The organism is Ideonella sp. P3_A4 (genome assembly GCF_056403075.1).
Genome location: NZ_JBFUGE010000039.1, coordinates 1 through 23,846, shown reverse-complemented (window position 1 = coordinate 23,846; position 23,846 = coordinate 1). Strand labels below are relative to the sequence as shown.

Below are 23,846 nucleotides of genomic sequence, written 5' to 3'. Positions count from 1 at the left end.
GAGGAACACGCGGTACCAGTTGTTGTCGATGCTGGTGTAGCCGATGCCGATCTGCACGACGCCGAAGATCAGCGCACCGAGCGAGGCACCGATCACCGAGCCGTAGCCGCCGGTCAGCAGGCAGCCACCGATCACCGCGGCGATGATGGCTTCGAATTCCTTCTGCAGCCCGCGGTCGGCCGCGGCGGAGCCGGCGTCAGCCACCTGCAGCACTGCGAACAGCGTCGAGCAGGCCGCCATCAACACGAACAGGATGATCTTGACCCGCGCCACCGGGATGCCGCAGTTCTTCGCCGCATTGGCATCGCCGCCGACCGCGAGCACCCAGTTGCCGAAGCGTGAACGTGCGAGCGTGAAGGCACCGGCCAGCGTCAACGCCAGCCACCAGACCACGACCTTCGGAATGCCGGTGGCCAGCGCCGTGCCATCGTCACGCGCAGCGACCCAGCCCCACGCAGCAAACTGGTTGAACAGGTCGACACCGACATGGCCGCTGAACAGCATTGCGAACAGCACATCGGCCTGCGCTAGGTCACGCAGCGACTGACCTTCGTTCACGCTGAGGATGGTCTTGCCGGTCAGCATGATCGACACCGCCAACGACAGGCCACGCAGGATGAAATAGAACGCCAGCGTGACGATGAAGCTGGGCAGCCCGGTCTTCACCACCAGGTAGCCGTTGAAGGCGCCGAGCATCATGCTGAGCGCGAACGCAAAGGCGGCGGCAGCCCACAGCGGCCAGCCCCAGTACAGCGCGGGAATCGCCAGCATCATGCCGGCGAAGCCGATCATCGACCCGATCGAGAGATCGAACTCGCCGCCGATCATCAGGAGCGCGGCGCCGACCGCGATCACGCCCAGGAAGGCGGCCACGGTCGCCCAGTTCACCACGCCTTCGAGGCTGAACATGCCCGAGCCACCGGCGCTGAGGCCGAACAGCACGAACACCAGCACGGCGCCGGAGAGCGAGCCGAATTCAGGACGACCAAGCAGCGCGCGCCACGGGCTGACGCGGCGCATGCGCTCGTCGGGGGCTGCACCCGCCGCGGGCGTGGGAGAACTCAAAGGAACGGCACTCATCGCAGGTGGGTCCGCCCGCTGGACGGATTCGAGAGTTGGTTTCATGGCAATCGATTCGGCAGCGGCGCCCACGCAGCATGCGCGGCGCCGCTGGGGCCGTCAGCGGTACTGACCCGCGTACTTCTCGACCTTGGCGATGTTGTCCTGCGTCACGAAGCCCGGGCCGGACATGATGTGGCGCTTGCCGTAGACGGGCGCGAGGCCGTATTCGTCGAAGCGGGCCTTGGCCTTCGGGTTGTTCTTCACCGCCTCGGCCACCACCGCGCGGTCGGTCGTGTTCAGCTGCTTCATCGTCGCCAGCACCGCCACGGGGATGTAGCCCTGCAGGTAAGGCTGCTGGTCGATGCCGAACTTGACCGAGCCGTCCTTGATGCCCTTCGAGATTTCGTCGGACAGGTCGAAGCTGGCCATGTAGAGCTTGCCCTTCAGGCCGGCCTTGTCGAGCGCTTTCAGCGTCGGTGCCGCCGAGGTGGGGCCGAGCGCCAGCACGGCATCGGTCTTCGGATGCTGGCGCAGGTAGGCCGAGACCTTGGCCTCGATGCCGTTCGGGTCGTCGCCGGCGTCGAGCGTCGAGGTCTTGTAGTCGGCGCCGATGATCTCGGCGAAGCCACGGCAGCGCTCGAACGACGCCGGGTTGGTGGCGTAGTGGTTCACGCACAGAAAGGTCTTCACGCCCGCCGCCTGCGCCTTGTAGCCGGCGCCGCGGCCGGCCTCGTACTCGGGCTGGCCCACGTGCATCACGGCGCCGAGCTTTTCGCTCTGAGCGGTGGTGCCGGAGTTGATCGTGATCAGCGGGATCTTCTTGTCGGTGACCTTCTTGATCGCGCCTTCGAGCACGCTGTAGTCGGCGATGGTGGTGATCACGCCGTCGTAGCCAGCCGCGGCGGCCTGCTCGATCAGGCGCGCCATGTCGGCCAGGTCACCTGTCGGCGGGTTGCGGTAATCGACCTGCACGCCGAAGTCTTCACCGGCCTGCTTGATCGAGTTCTTGATCGTGTTCCACCACGCATCGGAATCGGGCGCGTGGCTGATCAGCACGTAGCGGCCGGCTGCCTGGGCCGAGCCGGTGGCCAGCAGCGCGGCGAGCGCCAGGGTCTTCAGCAGTGCACGCTTGGTCTTGAAGGTCATCGTCGTCTCCAGTCGTCTTCGTGATCGGTTGCCAGGCGTCAGTGCATTCGAAGCCCCGGCCTGTGGACACATTCTAGGAACGATGGAAATGAAATTTCCTACGGACAAACGCGTGGAATTTTTTTTCTGTTTTCTATATGATCCGGTCCACGATGAAACACGAACCCGTGGCCACCGACCTGCCCGCACCGCCCGCCGATCGCAGCGCGACCGACGAATTCCTGGCGCAGATGAGCGCCCAGTACGACAGCCTGTCGAAGCAGCTGAAGCTGATTGCCAGTTATGTCGAGAAGCACCAGGACCAGCTCGGCCTGGAGCGCATCCAGGACGTGGCCGAGCGCTGCGGCGTGCAGCCCTCGGCCGTCATCCGCTTCGCGAAACACTTCGGCTTCTCGGGCTACAGCGAGATGCAGAAGCTGTTCCGCGACGGCATCCGCCAGCAGCTGGCGCCGGGGCGCAACTACCAGGCCCGCATCCGCGACGTGATCGAGCATGCGCAAGGCCCGCTGGCCGCCGGCGACATCGCGCACGAGTTCATCGGCGGCAGCATCGCCGGCATGCAAGAGCTGCAGCGTGACCTGCACAGCTCGACCTTCACCGATGCGGTGAACCTGCTGGCCGAAGCGTCGGTGGTGTGGCTGGTCGGCTCGCGCCGCTCGTTCCCGGTCGCGGCCTACCTGGCCTATGCGCTGCAGCACACCGACAAGCAGATCCAGTTGGTGCACGGCCTGGGCGCGATGCAGGACGGCCAGTTGCGTGGCCTGAAGCGTGGCGATGTGCTGATCGTCACCAGCTTTGCGCCGTATGCCGAAGAGTCGCTTGACGCAGCGCGCGAGGCCGCTGCGCGTGGCGCGCGAATCATCGCCATCACCGACAGCCGCATGGGCCCGCTCGCGGCCGAAGCGGCCGCGGTGCTGGTGGTGCACGAGGCTTCGACCTTCGGCTTCCGTGCGCTGACCAACACGATGTGCCTCGCGCAAAGCCTGTTCATCGCGCTGGCCTACCAGCTCGAACTCAAGTACCGGCCTGCGCACGAGCAGCCGGACCATCCCTGACCCGCCCCACWCCCACCCCATCGGAGCCTTCATGAAGAACGTCGCGCTGTTCGGCGCCGGCCGCATCGGCCAGATCCATGCCCACAACCTGGCCTCGCTGCCGGGCGTCAAGCTCGTCGCCGTCTGCGACCCGGTGGCCGAGAACGCCGCGCGGCTCGCGCAGGCGCTGGGCGCGGAGGTGTCGACACCCGATGCGGTGTTCGCCAACCCGGCCATCGACGTCGTCGCGATCGCCTCGCCCACAGACACCCACAGCGAGCTGATCACGCGCGCCGCTGCTGCCGGCAAGCACATCTTCTGCGAGAAGCCGGTCGACCTGTCGGTGCCGCGCGCCGAGGCCTGCGCACGCGCGGTGGCCGAAGCCAACATCGCCTGCATGATCGGTTTCCAGCGTCGCTTCGACCCGACCTTCAGCGAAGCGCAGCAGCGCCTGGCGCGTGGCGAGATCGGCAACCCCGAGATGCTGGTCGTCACCAGCCGCGACCCAGGCGCGCCACCGGCGCAGTACCTGAAAGGCTCGGGCGGCATCTTTCGCGACATGCTGATCCACGACTTCGATGTCTTCCGCTGGATCCTCTGCGCCGACGGCGATGAAGCAGTGTGGCTCAGCGCCACCGGCTCGTGCCAGGTCGACCCGGCAATCGCCGAGATCGGCGACATCGACTGCGCTGCGGTCACGCTGCGCACCCGCAAGGGCCGGCTGTGCCAGATCAACACCTCGCGCCGCGCGGCCTACGGCTACGACCAGCGCTTCGAGGTGCTGGGCAGCACAGGCCTGCTGGCCTGCGGCAACCACAAGCCGACCGAGGTGCAGCAGTGGGACGCGAACGGCGTGAAGGGCGACAAGCCCGAGCACTTCTTTCTGCAGCGCTACCGCGAGGCCTACCGGCTCGAACTGGCGCACTTCTTCGAGTGCCTGCAGTCGGGCGCGGCGTTCCGCACCACCATCGCCGATGGCGTGGCGGCGCAGAAGCTGGCCGATGCGGCGACGGCGTCGTGGCAGAGCGGACAGGTGGTGGCACTGTGAACACCGTCCGCATCGGCATCGCCGGCCTCGGCCGGCTCGGCCGCCGCCACGCCGAGAACCTCGCGTGGCGCATCCGTGGCGCGAAGCTCGTCGCTGCATGCAGCCCTGTGGCGACCGAGCTGGAAGCTGCACGACGCGACTTCGGCATCGACCGGCTGCACGCCGACTTCGATGCCTTCGTGCACGATCCCGACATCGACGCCGTGGTGCTGGTGACTCCCACCGCCCTGCACGCCGACCAGGTGATCGCCGCGCTCGAAGCCGGCAAGCACGTCTTCGTCGAAAAGCCGCTGGCGCTCAGCGTGGGCGACTGCGAGCGCGTGCAGGCGGTGGCGCAACGCCACCCCGACCGCGTCGCGATGGTCGGCTTTGTGCGGCGCTTCGACCCGAGTTACGCGAACGCGATGGCCGAGGTCAGCGCTGGCCACATCGGCCGGCCGTTCCTCGTGCGCTCGCAGACCTGCGACCTGAACGACGACAGCGGCTTCTTCGTGCGCTTCGCCGAAAGCTCCGGCGGCCTGTTCATGGACTGCAGCGTGCACGACATCGACCTGGCGCGCTGGATGCTCGGCGCCCCGCGCGCCACTCGCGCTTTCGCCAGCGGCACGATCGCGCTGCACGAAGGGCTCGCGCAGCACGCCGACGTCGACAACGGTCTGGCGATCGTCGAGTTCGAAGGTGGTGCACGGGCCGTGTTCTACGCCTCGCGCACCTTCGCCCACGGCCACGAGACGCAGACGGAGGTCATCGGCACCACCGGCAAGCTGCTGGTCGGCCACGGCGCCGCGCGCGACCGTGTGGTGTTGAGTGACTCGCAGGGCGTTCGCCACCGCGCGGTGGCAGATTTCTTCGAGCGCTTCGGCGAGGCCTTCGAGCGTGAGCTGCAGGCCTTCGTCAACGCCTGCGCCGGCGGGCCTGCCGTGCCGTTGACACTGACCGACGCCACCGAAGCTACGCGCATCGGCGTGGCCATCACCCGCTCATTGCGCAGCGGCATGCCGGAAGCGGTGTGAGCTGCAAGGCTCTCACCACTTGGTCGGCGGCGGCGTGCCGTGGCCGGTCCAGCGCTCCACCACCGCGGCCAGCAGCGCGGTGCTGATCGGCTTGGTGACGAAGTCGTCCATGCCGGCGTCGATGCAGCGCTGGCGGTCACCGGCCAAGGCGTCGGCCGTCAACGCCACGATCGGCGTGTAGGCGCCGCGCAGCGTCTCTTCCTGGCGAATCTGCTGTGTGGCGTCGTAGCCGTCCATGCCCGGCATGTGCAGGTCCATCAACACCAGGTCGTAGCGGCTGCGCTCGACCGCCGCGCAAGCGGCCGCCCCGTTGTTGACCACCTCGACCACACAGCCCAGCTTGGCCAGCATGTTCTCGACCACCATCTGGTTGACCGCGTCGTCTTCGACCAGCAGCACGCGGGCCGGCACCTTGTCGACGTCGATATCGATGCCGGGCGCGACGGCCTCCACCGGGGCCAGCTCGGCCAGCGCCGGCGGCTCGGCCGATTTGCGCAGGCTCAGGTCGAACCAGAATGTCGAGCCTTCGCCCAACCGGCTGGTCACGCCGACCTGCCCATGCATCAGCTCGACCAGGTGCTTGACGATCGCCAGGCCCAGGCCCGAGCCACCGAAGCGGCGCGTGCTGGAATTGTCCGCCTGGGTGAAGGACTCGAAGACCATGTCCAGCTGATCACTGGCGATGCCGATGCCCGTGTCGCGCACCGCGAAGCGCAGGTGCACGGTATCGCCCGTCTCCCCCAGGCGGATGATCTCCAGCGAGACGTTGCCCCGCTCGGTGAACTTGACTGCGTTGTGCAGCAGGTTGACCAGCAGCTGGCGCAAGCGGATCGGGTCGCATTCCAGATGGCTCGGCAGATCCGGCGGCACCTGGCAGGTCAGCTTGACCGGCTTTTCTCGCGCGGCCACGGTCATCAGGTCGACCGCCTCGATGGCGAGCGCGCGCAGGTCGACGGCGGTGGGATGCAGCACCAGCTTGCGGGCCTCGATGCGCGACAGGTCGAGCACATCGTCGATCAGCGCCAGCAGCACCATCGCCGAACGGTGCGCGGTCTTGGCATAACGCCGTTGGTCAGGTGACAGCTGCGAGCCGAGCAGCAGCTCGGTGGTGCCGAGGATGCCGTTCATCGGCGTGCGGATCTCGTGGCTCACCACCGCCAGGAACTGCGACTTGGCCTGGTTGGCCTGCTCGGCCTGGCGGCGTGCCATGTCCAGCTCGACAGTCTGCATCTCCAGCGTGCGGGTCTCGTGCTCCAGCCGCTCGACGAGGCCGCGCGCGGCATGCACAGCCGAGCGAAGGCGGTCGCGCAGGCGCTCGATCACCAGGCCGGTGACGGCCAGGTAGGCCCCCAGCAGGTACATCGTGCCGGCGATCGCCAACCGGTCCATCCAGGGCGCCACGTCCGGCCGGGCCATCAGCATCACCAGCGAATAAGCAACGTAGGTGCCGAAGATGACATGGTTGAAGTACAGCGCCCGCCGGAAGCCGAAGCCCACCTGGTCGGCCACGCGCACGAGYAGGAAGAAGGCGAAGAACAGGTTCGACGGCTCGAAGTAGTACAGGTGGGGCAGCCACACCAGCAGGTCGAGGTGGAACAGCGCGTGGCTCAGGTCCACCCCGAGCACGCGGCCGTAGCCCATGCGCAGCGCCACCCAGGCCAGCCCCGCGTACGACAGGCTGAGCGCCACCAGCAGGAACATCGGCAACAGCGGCAACGCCTCGGGGTTGCGCGCATGCTGCACAGCCGACATCACGCAGATGATGGCGAAGCCGACCGCGCGCACCGCAGGGATCTGGACGGTGTAAAGGCGCCGCGCGTTCTCAGCCTTGCGAGCGCCCAGCAGCGCAGCGTCGAGCGTGAAGCTGGACTCGAAGGGGGCAGCTTCGGGCGCGTCCAAGTCGACTCATCTGCAGGGTTATAGGTCGATGGTACGCCGATCCACCGAAACGCACAGAAAGGCGCCGGTCCCCTGGATGCGTGACGGTCGGGTGAACCGCCTGACACGCGAAGCGTGCTACATGCGCTGCAACGCGCCAGCCGGCCGGGTGCGGGTCTCGTCCCAGAGGTCGCGCGCCTGCATCCACCAGTAGGCCGCCTGGGTCGCCACGCGCCCCATCGGGCCACCGGCCCAGCGCAGCGGAAAGGCCTGATAGCGGCGCCACTCGTCGTCACCCTCGGTGATCGCGTTGGCCAGCAGGATGGCGCCGGCGGCCGTCTGCCCCACGCCGTGGCCGCCATAGGCCGAAGACATCCACAGCCCCGGCTCCAGCTGGCCGATGAAGGGCATCTTGTGCACCGCGTAGCCCATGATGCCGGGCCAGGCGAAGGCGATCTTGACCTCGCCGTGCTGGCGCAATTGCGGGAAGACGGCCAGGATGTGACGCCGCATCAGGCTGCGCAGGCCACGCGGTTCGCGGGTGTCGGTGGTGATGCGGCCGCCCCAGAGCAGACGGTCACCGTCGACGACGCGGAAGTAGTCGCAAGCGCGCCGTGTGTCGGTCACCGCCCCGGCCCAGCGCAGGCAGTCGATCAGGCCAGGCCCCAGCGGCTCGGTCACCGCCACGTAGGTGGCCACTGGCAGCACCGAGCGCGACAGCTGGCCGTGCAGCGGCCCCAGGTCGGCATTGCCGGCCAGCACCAGCTCGGGCGCCTCGACGCTGCCCTTGGCGGTGCGCGCGGTCCACAGGCTGCCCTCGCGCTGGATCGACTGCACCGCGCTGCCTTCGAACACTTGCCCGCTGCGGCGGGCGATGTCGCTGGCCAGCGCCAGCGCGAAGTTCAGCGGGTGGATCTGGAACGAGTCCGGGTCGTGTACCGCCTCGTGGTAGCGGTGTGTCTGCAGCACGGCGTGGACCTGCTCATAAGTCCAGGGCTCGAAGCGGGCACCCAGGGCTTGCGCCAGCGCGTTCACCTCGTCCGCGAAGGCCGGACTTTGGGCGGTGCGGCAGCAGGTCAGCTGGCCGCGGCCCATCAGCAAATCGGGCCGCTGCAGCTCTTCGATCGTCTGCTCCACCAGGTGCACCCCGGCCTGGCTGTGGGCGRACAGCCGGCGCGCCTGGTCGGCGCCCAGGTGCTTCAGCAACACGGCCGAGCTCTCGGCAAAGCCCGGGCTGACGAAACCGCCGTTGCGGCCCGAGGCGCCCCAACCCACGCGCTGCCGCTCGAGCACCACGACTCGCCGCCCCTTGGCCACCAGCAGTCGCGCCAGGTGCAAGCCGGCAAAAMCGCCGCCGACGATGGCCACGTCGGCCTGCTGGCGCCCCTTGAGCACCGGCCAGGCCTCGCCATGCGTGCGCGTGGCGGCATACCAGCTGGTGGGGTACTGGGCGATCAGGGATGACGGCGGCGGCATGGCTGGAATTCTCGGTCCCGCCAGACAGAATTTTTCTCGGCGCCCCGGGTCATCCCCAGGAAGGAATGCCCGCCGTGCCGTGGTGCTCCAGCCGGAACAGGTAAAGAAAGGTATCGCCGTCGGTCAACGGTGGAAAGCACAGCGTTGGGCACAAGGGGCGCTTGGCGGCGCTCCGTTGACGTCAGGTTCCGCCGGGGTTGCGCCGGATAAGGGCCTCAGTTCCCCGTTCATTCGCAGACCACCGATGGCCCGCTGCCCCCACACTGGCTGACATCCCGCCCTTTGGCCCGGCCCTTGGCCCCTTTGCCCTCCGCCCCATGAATTCCTGGCAGAAGTTCCTCCGGCACGGCCGTGCCCACCCCCGCACCACCCTGGCCCTGGCCGTCGCGCTGCTGTCGCTGATCGGCCTGGTCTGGCTGTTGCAGCACGCCAACGCCGAAGCCCAGTCGCGCAAGGACCCGGCCGCGTTGCAGTTCGAGAAAGACCCGGATGCCTGGCTGAGCCAGCCTCGTGCGGTGTCCGACTTCGTCCAGGCGGCCAACAGTGGCCAGCTGGCCGCCGTGGGCCTTGCCAGTGGCAAGAGCGGCCTGGCGCTTTACACGCTGAAGAATGGCGACAAGGCCAGCATCCGTGTGCCGGGCTGCTCGATGCTGGGCTGCTCTGGCACGGTGCTGGACCGCCTCGGCGAACGCAGTGCCACCGACGGCTTTGCGCTGGTGGGCGTCGAGATCGACGGCCGCACGCAGAGCCAGCGGGTGCTCGGCGCCATCGAATCCGCGGTACCGCCCATCATGCTCGTGCTGCTGCTGGGCGGCGGCGTGTTGATGATGACGCGGCTGCAGACCAACGCCGGCAACAACGCGACGACGATCGCCACCCGCCCCGAAACCCGCTTTGCCGACGCGATCGGCAACGACGAAGCCAAGGCCGCGCTGAACCGCGTCAAGGCCTTCCTGCACGACCCGGCGCAGTACGCCAAGATGGGCGCCGCCGCGCCGCGCGGCGTGCTGCTGGTCGGCCCGCCCGGCACCGGCAAGACGCTGCTGGCCAAGGCGCTCGCCGGCGAAAGCAAAGCCCACTTCATCGCCGTCGACGGTTCTTACTTCACCGCCACCTACTACGGTGCCGGTGTGGCCAAGGTCAAGGCGCTGTTCAAGCTGGCGCGCAAGCAGGCGCCCTGCGTGCTGTTCATCGACGAGGTCGACGGCATCGGCAAGCGGGCCCAGGGTGGCCCGGGCGGCGGCGCCGAGTCGGAAATGAACCGCATCATCAACCGCGTGCTGGTCGAGATGGACGGCTTCGACGCAATGGAAAACGTGGTGGTGGTCGCCGCGACCAATCATGAAGACAACATCGACGAGGCGCTGCGCCGCCCCGGCCGCTTCGACATGCTGGTGCGGCTGAACAAGCCGACGCTGCCCGAGCGCGAGGCGCTGTTCGATCTCTACATCGGCAAGGTCAAGCACGACGGCCGGGCCGACAGCGCCGCGCTGGCACGCATGTCTTCGGGCATGTCGCCGGCCGAGATCGCCAACGTCGTCAACAAGGCCGCGTCGACCGCCGCCGAACAGGGCGCCGAGAGCGTGACGCCGGACCACCTGGTGCGCGCCGTCGAAACCCAGCTGCTGGGCGGCGACGTGTCGCCGATCAAGGACCTGCTGACCGACCAGACCCGCCACCGCCTGGCCTTCCACGAAGCCGGCCACGCGCTGGTCGGCCATTGGACGGGCGCCGGCCGCGTCGAGCGCGTGACGATCGAGCCGCGCGGCCCGGGCCTGGGCGTGACCTACATGACGCGCGAGACCGAAGACCCGCTGTATGCGCAAAGCGAGCTGGTCAGCCGGCTGGCGATGATGCTGGGTGGCCGCGAAGCCGAGCTGATGGTGCTGGGCAGCGTGTCGACCGGTGCATCGGACGATTTGAAACGCGCGTCCGAACTGGCGATCCAGATGGTCGGCCAGCTCGGCTTCTCGGAAACCTTCGGCCTGCTCAGCATCGCTGGCGTACCGAAAGAACTGCTGGGCCCGGATGTGCAGGCCGGCGTGCTGACCGAAGCCCGCGCCCTGCTCGAACAAGCCCAGGCGACTTGCCGCGATGTGCTGAACGCTCAGCGCCCGCGGTTGGACGCACTGGCCGACACGCTGCTGTGCACCGAGGTGCTGTCGGGTGAGCCGTTGAAAGAATTGCTCGGCGAGCCGACCAAACCGGCCGTCATGGCGACACAGCGGCCGCTGGCACTGACCTGACGCGCCGCTCGCCGGCTTCTCGCCTCACCCACGCCCGAAGGATTCGGCCAGGCAGGCCGCGAGTCGCTGCGCGATCGCGCCATCGGTGTCGAGCTCGGGGTCGAAGATCGTGACATCGGCGCCGACCACGCGGCCGGAGGCCAGCAGCCCGCGTACCAGGGTGCCGAGCTGCCCGAAATCGAAACCCGGGGTTCCGGGCGAATCGACCGCGGGCATGACCGCCTGGTCCAGCACATCCACGTCGACGTGGAGCCACAGCCGCCCGGGTTTCACCAGCGCCAGGGCTTGCTGAGCCGCTGCCGCGGGCCCGAGCGCCAGGCAGCGCTCGATCGACATACGGTGRATGGCGGTGGCCAGGTAGTCCTTGAAGGCATAGGCCGGATCGTCCGTGTCGCGCTCACCGACTTGCACGACATCGGCGTCAGCGACCAGCGGCGCCATACCGGCACCCCAGTTCGTCAACAACGGATCGCCGCGCCCGGTTGCGAGGGCCAGGTCCATACCCGCGGCCGAGCCCGGCACCGACGTGCTGTAGTTGCCCGGATGGAAGAAGTCGGCGTGGCCGTCGACGTGGATCAAGCCGCCGTGGCCACGTCGCCGCATGCCCAGCAGCGCCCCGAGCAACACGCTGCAATCGCCACCGATGACAAGCGGGAAGCGCCCGGCGGCCAAAGCGTGCTGGACCTCATCGGCCAATGCTTCGCTGTAGGCGCGCATCGCATGGCCGTTGCGCACCGTCGTGCCAGGCTCGGCATCGAAGGCATAACGCGGATGCGGCAGTGACACCACCCGCTCCGCTTTCAACTGGCGTGACAGGCCGGCGCTTTGCAACGCGGCCGGGGCTTTCCAGGTGCCAGGCTCGTGGCCGGGACGTGGTGGGCGCAAACCCAGGCTGCTGGGCGCTTCGATCAGTGTCAAGGGTGACGTGGTGGTCATGGCGGTGGGGGCGGCCAGCGCGCCCGGCGCGACACCGATCGACAGCGCAGCGGCCAGGCAATCACGTCGGGACCAGAGGGCTGAGGGCATGGCGGGCGCTTGGGTTGACGACGGGCTGTGGCGACAAGCCGGCATTGGATCTCGCCCGCTCTGCACGGCAAAACGATGATTCATGAGGATGACCATAAGCAGGTTTAATCGTGCATGGCCCCGACCCTGCCCTCGCTCGATGCCCTGCGCGCGTTCGAAGCCTGTGCTCGCCACCTGAACTTCACCCGCGCGGCCCAAGAGATTGGCGTCAGCCAGGCCGCGATGAGCCTGCGCATGCGCGAGCTGGAACGCCGATTGGGCGGGCCGCTGTTCGTCCGGCACGGCCCGCGTGTCACGTTGACCGAGACCGGTGCTCGATTGGCCGCAGACATGGGCCGCATCCTCGAGCAGCTGCGCGTGGCGGTCGACCATGCAGCCCAGCGGCGCTCGGCAGCCTTGCGCGTCAGCTGCACCCCCAGCTTCGCGCGCTGGCTCGCACCGCGCCTGGCAGAGTTCGAACGCGAGCCGCACGCATGTCCGGTCGACCTGGACGCATCGACCCAGCTGCGTGCGCTGGCCGCAGGCTCATGCGATGTCGGCGTGCGCAGTGGCCCGGGGGCGTGGCCCGGTGTCAGCACCACCTTGCTCTTCGCACTCGAGCGCACGCCGATGCTGGCCCCGGCGCTGGCCGAACGCCTGCCGCTGGCCGACGGGCCGGCCTGCCTGCTGCAGGCGCCGCTGTTGAAAGACGATCAATGGCCCGACTGGCTGGCCGCAGCCGGCGTGGCCACAGCGCCCACGCAGATGGGCCACGTCAGCTACCCGACGCAAGACCTGCAGGCGCAGGCCGCACTGGCCGGCAGCGGAGCGGCGCTGCTGACGCCGCAGCTGTTTGACGACCTGCTGGCCGACGGGCAGCTGCTGAGCCCGTTTGCGCAGCGCATCGGCAACGGCCAGGGCTACTTCGTCGTCACCCGCAGCGATGAGGCTCGCCCGACGGCGGCGGCGTTCGTCGACTGGCTGGTGCGGCTTTGCGGCGGCTGAGGCAACCGCGCACGGCCGCTCAGGTGAACAGCTGCGCCAGCCGCCCCACCGCGGCCTCTGACAACGCGCGATCCGGTGCGGTGCTGTCATCGCCGAAGTCGTGTTCGCCCTGGGCCTGCACGAGGATGCCCTCGCGGCGCGACACCATCACCAGGTTGTGGCCGCGGTAGATCAGGTTGTAGTGGACCTCGGGCTGCGGAATGAGCCGCGCAGTTTGCCCACGCACCGGCACGATCGTCTCGTCGCCGAACAGCGCCCGTGCTCCGTAGCCGGTGGCATTGACGACGGTGCGCTCTTTCAGGCTGGCGAGCTGGCGCGAGTGGGTGAACTCGCGCTGCTCGATCTCGCCGCCTTCGCGCAGGAAATCGTCGAACAACAGGCGCGAGTAGGTCGCCAGGTTGTACGTCATCTGGGTGTAGCGGCGCACATGCGGCACCTTGAACGGATGCTCATGCGACAGCAGCGGCTGCGAGCGCGGCCACAGCTCGCGGATGCGTGATTCCAGGTCGGGGTAGTCCGGCTCGTTGTCCTCGATTGGCGGTGCAGGCAGTGGCTGGTCGAACGGGATGTCGGAGAGCAGGTAGCCATCGCGCCACTCGACCGGGTCACCCGGCAAGCCGAGCAGGCTCTGATAGACCTTGAACGACGCGCGCGCCATTGCCTCCCAGCGCTGTGTGAACTCGGGTGTCGCATGCTCCTCGCTGCAGATGCGCGAATCGGGCGACCAGACGCCGGTGGCCGCCGACGAGCGCACCTCGGGCGGCCTATCTTTCGCGTAGATGCGCACACGCAATCCGGCACGCTGAGCGATGCGTGCGGTGGTGAGTCCGATGGCGCCGCAGCCGACGACGGCGACGTGCTTCTCGCGCGTGGCCTGGATCAGCGGCAGCGCCAACTTGGCCGAGCCCCACGACAGCGACCAGCCGCTGCCGCCATGGCCGTAGTTGTGAACGATCGTCTTGCCGTAGCGTCGTTCCGCCTCGATCCGGGGGCCTTGCGGCCGGAATGGCCGGGTGCAGACCGCGATGTCGATCAGCCTGTCGGGCCGTGCGCGCACGGGCGCCGGGGCTGCCGGCGCCAGGAACGCCGGCTTGTCGTCGGCGGCGGCCGTAGCGGCTTCGCCATTCGCCAGCGCAGCGCCGACTGGTGAAAGACTGGACAGCACAACACCGCTGCGCAAGAAATGTCGACGTTGCATGGAAATTCAAGGTTTGAGGCGGCGCGCATTATCGCGGTGCGCCAAGCGATCGACCGTGTCGACGCACTCAACCCGAATGCTTCAAGGCGTCGGCGCGCCGAACGCCTCCAACTCGCGGTACGGCGTCGGGCTCTCGATGCCGATGAAGCCGAACTGGCGTGCCGGCGGCTGGGTGAAGCGGAACTGGAGCTTGGCGACGCGGCTGGCCAGCGGCGCGCCGCCGTCGCGCGTCAGCGTGACCTGCGAAGCGCGCTCGGTCACGTTGACGAGGATGTGGTGGAAGTCGCCGAGTTGCGCGAACGTGTCCGGTGCGTCGACCGACGACCACCAGACCTCATAGGACTGGTGTGAGCGTTCGTCGCCGTTGTCGGCCGTCGGCAGGCCGGCGTCGCTGCGGATGCGGGTGATGTCGTAGCCGTTCGGTGCCTGCGCCGTGGCGAGCGTGAAGGTGGTCGTCGAGGCATAGTCCTGGTCGTTCGAAAAGCCGGCCAGCGAGCCGTCGTTGAGCAGCGCCGGCGCGTGGTTGCCGCTGTAGCCGCTGGTCTCGACGCCCGCGAGGCTGTTCGCGCCGGCACGCACCAGGTTCGCCTGCAGCTTCCATGGCGCCGACGAGGTGGTGCTGAATCGGTCGGCCTGGTGCAGGCCCCAGAAACGGCCGGGGTCGGGGTTCTTCGGCACCACGCCCAGCGCCATCAGCGCCTGGAACCACTGCTCGGCCATCACCGCATAGCCCTCGGCGCCTGGGTGGATGCCGTCGGGGTTGGGGTGCGCCAGCATCGGCGTGTACAGGTCGACCAGCGAGACGCGGTGGCCCAGGGCCTGGTGACGCTGGACCAGTGCTGGGATCTTCGCGTTCAGCGCGCGGATGTAGGCCTGCGTGGTCTCGCTGGCCGGCGCATTGGCCGGGATGATCTGCGCCACGACGACGTAGATCTCGGGGTTGAACGCGACGATGCGCGAGACCATGTCGTCGAGCCTGTCGACCACGCCCGGAAAGCCGGTCTTCGGGTTGCCGTAGAAGTAGTAGTTCTGCTGCGCGTCGTTGGTGCCCGCGTGGATGGTCACGACCGCCGGGTCCCAGGCCTTCAGCCGGGTCTCCAGCGGTGGTGCGTTCCAGAAGCCCTTGCCCGAGGTGATCTGCTCGATGCGGTAGGCCGAATAGCCGTCTTCGTCGTGGTCGACGAAATCTGCCGGATCGCTTTGCCGCATGTTGCGCGAGCCGACGAAGTTGGGCATGCCCCAGACCGCCGTCAGCTTGTCGAACAAGGGCTTGCGAAAACCGCCGGTGCCGTCGCCGCCCTCGGTGATCGAGTCGCCGATCGGCATGATGCGCAGCGGCGCGGGCTGGCTGGCTTGCGACCAGGCGGGTATGGCGAGGCCGAGCATCAGCACGGCAGCGATCAGGTGGCGCATCGGGTCAGCTCCTTCACGGCGACGAACCCGATGGTGCCAGAGCCGCGATGGCTCACTTCTTCGCACCAGGTCTGCTATCGCGCCAGGCTCGGGTAGGTGAAGCAGACGAAGTGGATGGCGTTCAACAGGAAGTGCGCCAGGATCGCGCTTTCGATGGTGCGTGAACGCGCATAGGCCGCCGCGTAGCCCACACCGGCGATCGTCGTCAGCACGACCATCGCCGCGCCGCCTGCCGCATGGGCCAGCCCGAACAAGATCGCTGACAGGAAGACCGAGCCGTAGAGCGACAGCTTGCCTTGGCCGAGCGCCGTGGCCACACGCTCCTGGATCACACCGCGGAAGAAGGCCTCTTCGGCCACGCAGGTGAAGAAGAGGTTGACCGACAGGAACACCCAGAACCGTTCGGGCAGCTTCACGTCCCATGCGACGGCGCCGGAGGCCAGGCCGACACCAAGCGTCACCGCCAAGCCGAGCAGGCCGATCAGTGCGGCCGAGCCAAAACGCTTCCTCGCGTCCGGCTGGTCGTTCAGACGACGACAGAAGAACGCCAGCAGCAACAGCCCCACGGCCCCCTTGTCGAAGTTGAGGTACTGCGTGAACGGCGTGGCGCTGGCGGTGAAGTGAACCGCATCAAAGACCTTCGGGTTCTGAAAACCAGGCAACGCGTGAACCGAGAGCGCCAGAGACAACACCAGCACAAGCAACGTCAGGATCACGCGCACCGCGCCACTGACCTGCTGGGCGGCGTAGCAAAGGCCGGCCAGCACAGCCAGCGCCGCCACGGCCGGCCAGGCCAACACGCCCGCCATCAAACCCGCCACCGCGGCCGCAACGAACAGGAAAGGCCACACGGCAATTGCACGGCCGGCCAAATGAAGGGTCGGAAGCCAGACGGCCGCAATGGCCAGGCCCAGCAGGACGAAGGTCGCCACCAAGATAGAGATCTCCCAGATTTCAAATGGGTCCGGCGGGCTAGGGCCTGCGGGACAAGGGCGCGATTGTTCCTCAGGTAACGAGCAACTTGTGCACCATGGGATCAACGCACGTGCGGTGTCGGCGGTGGTGCTGGCACCGACGTGCCGCCGGCCGGGCAGGTGGTCGTGAAAACGCGCTGGTCGAGCACGGCGCGAACAAAGGGCACGACCTCGGCATAGGCGGCCTCGATGTTGTCCTTGCCCACCTCCAGGCAGCGCGTGATGCGCTGCGGCACGCCGCGGTCCGCATAGGCCTGGGCGAAGTACTGGCTGTAGTTCGGGTCGTGCAGGTCGAACATCGGACGCGCGCCGTTGTCGTCGACCGGGCATTTGGGCAATTGGTCCACGTCGTAGACGGGCGGCGTGCTGCCGTTGTTGTCGTTGTCGAATTCCTGGTAGGCGCGGTTGCGATTGCTGCTCTCGTAGCACTGCGGCTGGATGCTGCGGCCGTCGGCTTCCAGTGTCATGCGCTGCTCGTAGGCCATGTGCACCGGCACCAGCGTGTCCACCGCAGCATTACGGGCCAGTTGCACGGCGCTGCCGGGGATGTTGCGAGCCAGGTCGATGACCACGTCGGGCGCGTCCTGGTGGTACCAGTAGCGGTACGGCTCACCATTCACGCCACTGCCCTTGACGAAGACAGGGCCGATCTCGGCTTCGAGGTAGCTCGTCTGGGCCTGCACCACATAGGCGCCGCGCACGCTCGACGAGCGCGAGCGCCAGTCGCTGAACTCGTTCTGCGCCGGCTCGTTCAACAGCGCGTTCAACAAGGCGGCGGAGCCGCGCGACTGGCCAACCAGGATGATCCTGTTCGCATCGATGCCGAAGGTGCGGCGATAGAACTTCAGCCAACGCACAGCGGTGGCGATGTCGTTGCTCGGCAGCGCATTGGTGGTGGGGGTCGGCCAGCCGGGCTTGTCATGCCCAGGTGGACGTTTGACGATGAAGCTGGACAGCGGGTGCCGCGACTCGAGCGAGGCGAACGCATAGCCTGCCTCCAGCACTTTCAGCAGCAACGCGGTGTACAGCGCCGAATCGGGCTCGATCTCTTCACTCTGGCCGTTCGGGTGGGCGTAGAGGACCAGCGGGATCGATTCGCCAAGCGGGATGTCGACACGGCGGTAGTAGTCGAGCCGGCGGGTCAGCGTCTGGGTGCCGGCATCCCAGTCGTTGCCTTCGGTCCATTCGGTCCAGCTCAGGACGGCGCCGCCGTAGCAGTAGTCTTCCCACTTGAAGTAGGCGATGTCGCCCTGGCGGCCATGGGCCACGACCGGGGGGACGAGCGGTAACTGTGCCGGCAGCGGGTCGCAGCTGGAGCCCGCCACGACCGCACCCGGCCAAAGAAGTATCGCCAATGCCACGCAGCGCAGCCAGACGCATGAACCAGCCATCTCGCACCCCCAACGACAGCATTGGCCGGGCCTCCCCTGGCCAGCGGCACGGCGGCGATTCTGCCGCCAAAGATGCCGGTGTTTGATGTCGTGTTTTCACGGACGGCTGCACGCGAGCAGYGGCTCTTGCGCTGCCGCTGCGAGCGCGCTCAGTGCACCGGCGCCGGCTCGATCGCACCCCGGCCGCCGGCACCCAGGCGCTGCAGCTTCATCGCGTAGGCGGCCTGCTGCTGCCGGGTGCTGCTGTTCTGCTCGGCTTCGCGCAGGTGCTTGATCGCTCGGTCGCGCTCACCCAGACGCAGGCAGACCAACGCCATCCAGTAGTGAAATTCGTGGAAATCGTTCGAGAGCGCCAGCGCCTGCTCGAACTGCTCGCGCGCCAGCGAATAGTCGCCCGCCTCGTAGGCGCGCAGGCCGCGGTTGAAGCTGGCAAAGGGCGATTTGGCGCGCAGCCGAGCCAACTGCCGGTCGACCCCGCTGGCCTCGGCCTCGCGCCCTTGCCGATGCAGCAGCAGCGCCAGGTTGCTCAGCACCTGCGGGTGTTCCGTCCGCAAGCCCAGCGCCGCGCGCAAGGCCGCTTCGGCCGCGGCAGGCTGGTCGTGGCGCATGTAGACCACACCCAGCGTGTTGTACAGGTCGGCAAAGCCACGGTCCTGGTTGATGGCGCTGCGGATCCACCAGTACGCATCGTCGCTGCGGCCCCGGGCCAGCGCCTCGGCCGCCTTGTTGTTCATGTACATCGCGACGATGCGCTCTTCGGCCACCGGCACCGTGCGCTGGCGCCGGATGTCGGCCTGCGGCAGGAAGTCCACCGTCCACCAGTCGGGGCTGTTCTCGACCATGCGCACCACCGGCACCTTCTTGCCGATCGAGATGTTGACGTGGCCGATGAACAGCGCCAGGTCGCCGTCACGACCCCAGCTGTCGTCGATCTGCACCGCTTGGTAGCGCACCGCCAGGCCCACGGCTTTCGCGAAGGCGCCGGTCATGATCGCGAGCGACAGGCAGTTGCCGGCACGCGCTTCGAAGGCCTCGGCCGCCGTGCGGGTGAATTCGGCGTCGTAGTCCAGCGCGAGCTGCCGGTTCGGGTTCGAATACAACGCGTCGACCAAGCCCTGCTGCAAGCCACGCTGGCTGACCCGATCGTCGATCTCATGGGCCAGGTACTCACGCATCGCCGGGCTGAGGGCGAAGACCTGGGCCGGATCGACCGGCTGGCTCGGCAGTGCGAAGGCCGAGTCGACAAACAGCGAGCTACCGTCCGGCGCTGCCATCGGCGCCGACGCGCAGGCTGCCAGCCAGGCGGTGGCAGCGCCGGCCGCGAGCAGCGTGGCGCATCGGTGCAGCAGCGTGTTCATGCCGTTCTCCCAGGCAGAGTGGCTACGACGCGTGACTTCGCCGCAGCCAGCGCTCGGCCAGGCCGAAGCCGCCTTCGAACAACAGCGCCAACGCCGCCGCTGGCAAGGCGCCAGCCAGCAGCAGGGCCTTGTCGTTCAGCGCCAGACCGGTGACGATGCGTTCGCCATAACCACCGGCGCCGATGAAGGCGGCGATGGTCGCGGTGCCGACCGAAATCGTCGTCGCCGTGCGCACCCCGGCCACGATGACCGGCAGCGCCAGCGGCAACTCGACCGCGCGCAGCTGCTGGCCGCGGCGCAGACCCAGCGCCTGGCCGGCCAGTTTCAGCCCCGCCGGCACCTCGGCCAGGCCAGTACAGGTGTTGCGCATGATCGGCAGCAGCGCATACAGCGTCAGCGCCAACAGCGCCGGCAGCGTGCCGATGCGGCCCAGCCAAGAGATCAGCACCGCCAGCAGCGCCAGTGAGGGCACGGTCTGCATCAGCCCGGTTGCACCGAGCACCGCGGACCGCGCGCCTGCATGCGGCGCCACTGCCACGGACAAGGGCACGCCGATCAGCACCGCCAGCAACACCGCGGCAGCCACCAAGCCCAGGTGCTGAGCCGTCAGCCGCGGAAGGTCGGGCCCCCACAGCTTGGCCCAGAGGCCGGTGTCAGTGGCCGGGCTCGGTGCAGAAGCCGCACCGCGCTGCGCCAGGTGATCGCGGGCGATGACATCGAAGGCGACGCCTTTCAGCTCGGCCCGCGCGTTCATCGCGATCATCTGCGCCTCGCCGATGCGCCCCTCGAGCCCTTGCAACGCGGCCCAGGCGGCCGGAAAACGCTGCGGCACGTCGAGCCGGTAAAGCAGCACCGCGTCATAACGCGGAAAGTGGCCGGCGTCATCTTCAAGCACCCGCAGGCCCAGGTGCTGGATCTTCGCGTCGGTGGTGTAAATGTCGATCACGTCGACCTGGCCACCGGCGACCGCGTCGTAGGCCAGGCCATGGTCCAGCCCGGTCGGCTGCTGCGGCAGGCGGTAGCGCGCGGCCAGGCCCTTCCAGCCGTCGGCGCGGCCGATGAATTCGTTGCTCAGGCCCAGGTGCAAGGCGGGCTGCGCGGCCAGGTCGCTGAGCTTGCGCACCCCCAGGCGCGCAGCCGTGTCCTCGCGCATTGCCAGCGCATAGCCGTCGTTGAAGCCTAGCCGCACCGCGACGCCCAGCCCCAGAGGTTTCAGATGCTCGCGCATCGACTCGATCGTCATCGCCCCGGGCTGCTTCAGGATCTCGAGCGCGATGGTGCCGGTGTATTCAGGGTACAGATCGATGCTGCCGGCGCGCAGCGCTTCGTAGACGATCGCGGTGTTGCCCAGGCCTTGCTGCACCTCGACCGGCGCATGCGGCTGCGCCGTCTGCGCCAGCACCTGGGCCAGGATGTAAGACTCGGTGAAGCGCTTGGAGCCGATGCGCAGCGTGTCGTCAGCCGCGTGGGCTGGCGCAGCGCCCCACAGCAGGCTGGCGACCCAGCAGGCAACACCAAGGCAGCGGAACAGGAAAGTGGACGTCATGTGCGCCAGCTTCGGCCAAGCGCGCCGCCGGGTCAATGGGCATGCCTTTTGCCGCAGCCTTGAAGGCGCCTTGTCGGCGCTCGCCATTTGGAGAACCAGCATGTCCGACAACACCCGATCCCCCGGCGGCCAGGACCGCAAACGCGTCAACGTGAACGAAGACTACGAACTTCGCGACTGGTCAAAGAAGTTCGGCGTGACGCCCGGCGAAATCAGGGCAGCCGTGCGCGCGGTGGGTGACCTGGCCGAGAACGTCAAGGAATACCTGTCGCGCGTCGGCACCACCCGCTGATCACCCGTTGACAGGAGGCGGCCCATGCCCCGCGCAATCTGGAAGGGCGCGATCAGCTTCGGCCTGGTTCACGTGCCGGTCGCGCTTTACCCTGCCTCCCAGGAAACCGAAATCAATTTCGACTGGCTGGACAAGCGCACGATGGACCCGGTCGGCTACAAGCGGATCAACAAGCGCACCGGCCGGGAGATCGACAAGGACCACATCGTCAAGGGCGTCAAGCAGGACAACGACAAGTACGTGATCCTGTCCGACGACGAGATCCGCGAGGCTTTCCCGAAGACCACGCAGACGATCGAGATCCAGACCTTCGTGCCGGCGAAGGATGTGTCGTTCATGTACATGGAACGGCCCTACTTTCTCGAGCCCATCGGCAAGGCCGACAAGGTCTATGCGCTGTTGCGCGAAGCGATCGCCGGCACCGGCTTGATCGGGATCGCGCGGCTGGTGATGCACAACAAGGAGCATCTGGCTGCACTGCTGCCGGCCGACAAGGCGTTGATGCTCGCCACGCTGCGCTGGGCCAACGAGATCCGCGACGTCTCGGAATTGAATCTGCCACCGGCTGGCAAAGCCGCAGCCAAGCTGAAGGACAGCGAATTGAGGATGGCCATGCGCCTGGTGAAGGACATGGCCGCCGAGTGGGAGCCGAAGAAATTCACCGACCGCTTCTCCGACGCGATCCGCGAACTCGTGGCGCGCAAGGCCAAAGCCGGCAAGTCGAAGAAGGTCGAGCCGCTGGAAGAAGGCCCGCCCGAGGCCTCGAACGTGATCGACCTGACCGAGTTGCTCAAGCAGAGCCTGGGGTCGCGCAAGGGCGCGGCCCGCGCGGCGAAGACAGGTGACGCGGCGAGCGCAAAGAAGCGCAGTCCGCCGGCCAAGAAGGCTGCAGCCAAAGCTCCGGCCACGAAGAAAGCTGCAGCCTCGGCCGAGCATCGGGCTCGCAGTCGCCGGGGCGCTTGAGTCAACGGCGCATCGCGTCCTGCGATCGGCTGTCACTTCCGCACCGAAGCACGCCCATCGCCAACCCCAACGCGAAGCCACCGTACACCCACATCAAGCTGCGTGCAGACAGCCGGCGCTCGAAGCCGGGCGTGAACCGATGAGGGACGACTGCGAAGTCGACGACCGCCGCCACAGCTGTCACCACCGCCGCGTCGACAATGGCAGTGGTTGCGCTTGGGCGCCGGTGCCGGCGTTGAAGCAACGTGTAGACGCTCGACCACAGCACAGAAGAGGCTTGATGGATCGCCGCTCCCGCCACCGTGTATCGAACAGACAGCTCGTCGTGCCTCAACGCTTCGTCGCCCCAGAGCCAATGGCTTGGCGCGTTCACTGCCGAGAACGCCGCGCTGTTGTCGATCCGGCCGCGCCAGGCCAGAAGCACTCCGGATATCAATCCTGCGGCCAACCCACTGGTCAGCGCTTGAGCGACGGTGTGTTCATGGGTTTGACGCTGGCGGCGCATCGCAAGGCGAAGGAATGCTGATGACCTGGCATCAGAGGCAATCGCCGTACCGGATCGGCCGATGAACATCCTGATCGTCGGTGCCACGGGCTTGATCGGCGCGTCGTTGCGGCACGCGCTGCTGCAACGTCGACACCATGTCATCGCCGCCCAACGAAGCGCGCCGCCAGACGAGGGCGCCTGGCTTGCAATCGACATGGCGCAAGCCAGCAGCGACGACTGGCAGCGCGCGTTGGCCGATGTGGACGTCGTCGTGAACTGCGTGGGGATCTTCAGAGAAGGCGCCGGCCAAAGCTTCGAGGCGCTGCACCACTTGGGGCCGGTGCGGCTGTTCGATGCCTGCGCAGCACGGGGAATCCGCCGCGTGGTGCAGCTCTCGGCACTCGGTGCCGATGAAGCGGCCGAAAGCGCGTACCACCGCTCCAAGAGGGCGGCTGACGCGCATCTGCTGAGCTTGCCGCTCAACGCGGTCGTTGCGCAGCCCTCTTTGGTGTTCTCGCTCGGGGGACCAAGCTCACGTGCGCTGCTGACCTTGGCCAGCCTGCCTGTGGTCCCGCTGCCGGCCGGTGGACAACAGCAAATCCAGCCCATGGCCATCGACGATCTGACGGCTGCTCTCGTGGCCCTGGTCGAGGACGACCCGTTGTTGCCAGCCCAGCTCGGCCGGCGCGTGGCCATGGTCGGGCCTCGGCCGATCAGCTTCCGCGACTACCTGCAGAGCCTGCGCGCCAACCTGGGCCTGGCGCCGGCGAAAACCGTGGCCGTGCCGTCTGGCCTGATGAAAGTGGCCGCGGTGCTGGGTGATTGGTTCGGCCAACGATGGCCCGGGCTGCTGCTCGATTCAGACAGCTGGAAGATGCTGCAACGTGGCAATTGTGGCGACGCCTCGGCCATCTCGCTGCTGTTGGGGCGCAGCCCGCGCGAGGTCGCAAGGTTTGTCGAGCCGGCCTGCGTGGACGCGGCCAGGTACCAGGCCCTGCTGGGATGGTTGCTGCCGGTCGCCAGCTTGAGCTTGGCCCTGGTCTGGATCGTCACGGCGATCGTGTCGGCCTTTGTCTACCCCGTCGACAGCAGCGTTGAGCTTCTGGCGCGTACCGGTGTGCCAGAGTCTTGGCGCCCAGCAGCGCTCGACAGCGCCGCGGCTCTGGATCTGCTCTTTGGCTTGGCGATCGTGTTCGGGCCGCGTCGGGCACGCTGGCGCCCCTGGCTGTGGCGAGCGCAGGCCGGCCTGATCGTCTTCTACACGGCCGTCATCACGTGGTTCCTGCCCGAGTTCTGGGCGCATCCCTATGG

20 protein-coding genes are annotated in these 23,846 nt (G+C 67.8%); 8 read left to right on the top strand and 12 right to left on the bottom strand.

Annotated elements, in window-relative coordinates:
• Both AC1DYI_RS06895 and AC1DYI_RS06890 read right to left on the bottom strand, forming a co-directional pair.
• Positions 1-1,080: ABC transporter permease (locus tag AC1DYI_RS06895; protein ID WP_477203342.1), on the bottom strand; the 1,080-nt coding region annotated here is incomplete at its 3' end.
• A gap of 99 nt (positions 1,081-1,179) precedes the next feature.
• Entirely contained in the window at positions 1,180-2,208 is a 1,029-nt protein-coding gene (locus AC1DYI_RS06890) for a sugar ABC transporter substrate-binding protein (RefSeq protein WP_477203341.1), read from the bottom strand.
• Between the two features lie 152 nt (positions 2,209-2,360).
• Here AC1DYI_RS06890 and AC1DYI_RS06885 point away from each other — a divergent pair, with 152 nt between their 5' ends.
• From AC1DYI_RS06885 to AC1DYI_RS06875, 3 genes are read left to right on the top strand one after another with little or no spacing between them, the layout of a single operon-like run.
• Positions 2,361-3,263, top strand: coding sequence for a MurR/RpiR family transcriptional regulator (locus tag AC1DYI_RS06885; RefSeq protein ID WP_477203340.1), 903 nt, complete (start codon positions 2,361-2,363; stop codon positions 3,261-3,263).
• A 31-nt stretch (positions 3,264-3,294) separates the two neighbouring features.
• The gene (gene iolG / locus AC1DYI_RS06880; RefSeq protein WP_477203339.1) at positions 3,295-4,290 is read left to right on the top strand and encodes an inositol 2-dehydrogenase; all 996 of its coding nucleotides are present in this window, start codon (positions 3,295-3,297) and stop codon (positions 4,288-4,290) included.
• Positions 4,287-5,303, top strand: coding sequence for a Gfo/Idh/MocA family oxidoreductase (locus AC1DYI_RS06875; protein WP_477203338.1), 1,017 nt, complete (start codon positions 4,287-4,289; stop codon positions 5,301-5,303). The genes iolG and AC1DYI_RS06875 overlap by 4 nt, the downstream gene beginning before the upstream one ends.
• A 12-nt stretch (positions 5,304-5,315) precedes the next feature.
• Here the strand turns inward: AC1DYI_RS06875 and AC1DYI_RS06870 are convergent, their stop codons facing one another.
• Positions 5,316-7,202, bottom strand: coding sequence for an ATP-binding protein (locus tag AC1DYI_RS06870; RefSeq protein WP_477203337.1), 1,887 nt, complete (start codon positions 7,200-7,202; stop codon positions 5,316-5,318).
• 117 nt (positions 7,203-7,319) lie between these two features.
• Entirely contained in the window at positions 7,320-8,657 is a 1,338-nt protein-coding gene (locus AC1DYI_RS06865; protein ID WP_477203336.1) for an NAD(P)/FAD-dependent oxidoreductase, read from the bottom strand.
• Positions 8,658-8,974: 317 nt separating this feature from the next.
• On the opposite strand from AC1DYI_RS06865, the gene AC1DYI_RS06860 reads away from it, so the two are divergent.
• Positions 8,975-10,903, top strand: a complete 1,929-nt coding sequence (locus tag AC1DYI_RS06860; protein ID WP_477203335.1) for an AAA family ATPase — start codon at positions 8,975-8,977, stop codon at positions 10,901-10,903.
• A gap of 24 nt (positions 10,904-10,927) precedes the next feature.
• Here AC1DYI_RS06860 and AC1DYI_RS06855 read toward each other — a convergent pair whose 3' ends face one another.
• Complete coding sequence (locus tag AC1DYI_RS06855) at positions 10,928-11,929, bottom strand: arginase family protein (protein WP_477203334.1); 1,002 nt, start codon at positions 11,927-11,929, stop codon at positions 10,928-10,930.
• A gap of 114 nt (positions 11,930-12,043) precedes the next feature.
• Between AC1DYI_RS06855 and AC1DYI_RS06850 the strand changes: the two genes are divergently transcribed.
• Positions 12,044-12,913 carry a LysR substrate-binding domain-containing protein gene (locus tag AC1DYI_RS06850; protein ID WP_477203333.1) on the top strand — a complete coding sequence of 290 codons (870 nt, stop codon included), beginning with the start codon at positions 12,044-12,046 and terminating at the stop codon, positions 12,911-12,913.
• A gap of 19 nt (positions 12,914-12,932) precedes the next feature.
• Here the strand turns inward: AC1DYI_RS06850 and AC1DYI_RS06845 are convergent, their stop codons facing one another.
• From AC1DYI_RS06845 to AC1DYI_RS06820, 6 genes are all read right to left on the bottom strand, one after another.
• A complete protein-coding gene (locus AC1DYI_RS06845; RefSeq protein ID WP_477203332.1) occupies positions 12,933-14,111 on the bottom strand; it encodes an FAD-dependent oxidoreductase in 1,179 nt (392 codons plus the stop codon).
• An 81-nt stretch (positions 14,112-14,192) separates the two neighbouring features.
• Positions 14,193-15,524, bottom strand: a complete 1,332-nt coding sequence (locus AC1DYI_RS06840) for a GDSL-type esterase/lipase family protein (RefSeq protein WP_477203331.1) — start codon at positions 15,522-15,524, stop codon at positions 14,193-14,195.
• A gap of 74 nt (positions 15,525-15,598) precedes the next feature.
• Complete coding sequence (locus AC1DYI_RS06835; RefSeq protein WP_477203330.1) at positions 15,599-16,456, bottom strand: lysostaphin resistance A-like protein; 858 nt, start codon at positions 16,454-16,456, stop codon at positions 15,599-15,601.
• Between the two features lie 104 nt (positions 16,457-16,560).
• The gene (locus AC1DYI_RS06830) at positions 16,561-17,889 is read right to left on the bottom strand and encodes a hypothetical protein (RefSeq protein ID WP_477203329.1); all 1,329 of its coding nucleotides are present in this window, start codon (positions 17,887-17,889) and stop codon (positions 16,561-16,563) included.
• 149 nt (positions 17,890-18,038) lie between these two features.
• Entirely contained in the window at positions 18,039-19,247 is a 1,209-nt protein-coding gene (locus tag AC1DYI_RS06825; RefSeq protein WP_477203328.1) for a tetratricopeptide repeat protein, read from the bottom strand.
• Positions 19,248-19,269: 22 nt separating this feature from the next.
• Entirely contained in the window at positions 19,270-20,793 is a 1,524-nt protein-coding gene (locus AC1DYI_RS06820; protein ID WP_477203327.1) for an ABC transporter permease/substrate-binding protein, read from the bottom strand.
• 100 nt (positions 20,794-20,893) lie between these two features.
• Between AC1DYI_RS06820 and AC1DYI_RS06815 the strand changes: the two genes are divergently transcribed.
• Both AC1DYI_RS06815 and ku read left to right on the top strand, forming a co-directional pair.
• Positions 20,894-21,085 (top strand): DUF3606 domain-containing protein, encoded by a 192-nt coding sequence (locus tag AC1DYI_RS06815; RefSeq protein ID WP_477203326.1) that lies wholly within the window; start codon positions 20,894-20,896, stop codon positions 21,083-21,085.
• A 24-nt stretch (positions 21,086-21,109) separates the two neighbouring features.
• The gene (ku, locus tag AC1DYI_RS06810) at positions 21,110-22,048 is read left to right on the top strand and encodes a non-homologous end joining protein Ku (RefSeq protein WP_477203325.1); all 939 of its coding nucleotides are present in this window, start codon (positions 21,110-21,112) and stop codon (positions 22,046-22,048) included.
• Position 22,049: 1 nt separating this feature from the next.
• Here ku and AC1DYI_RS06805 read toward each other — a convergent pair whose 3' ends face one another.
• Positions 22,050-22,622, bottom strand: a complete 573-nt coding sequence (locus AC1DYI_RS06805) for a hypothetical protein (RefSeq protein WP_477203324.1) — start codon at positions 22,620-22,622, stop codon at positions 22,050-22,052.
• Between AC1DYI_RS06805 and AC1DYI_RS06800 the strand changes: the two genes are divergently transcribed.
• A partial coding sequence (locus tag AC1DYI_RS06800; protein WP_477203323.1) for an SDR family oxidoreductase occupies positions 22,615-23,846 on the top strand: 1,232 nt, incomplete at its 3' end. The two genes, AC1DYI_RS06805 and AC1DYI_RS06800, sit on opposite strands and share 8 nt — an antisense overlap.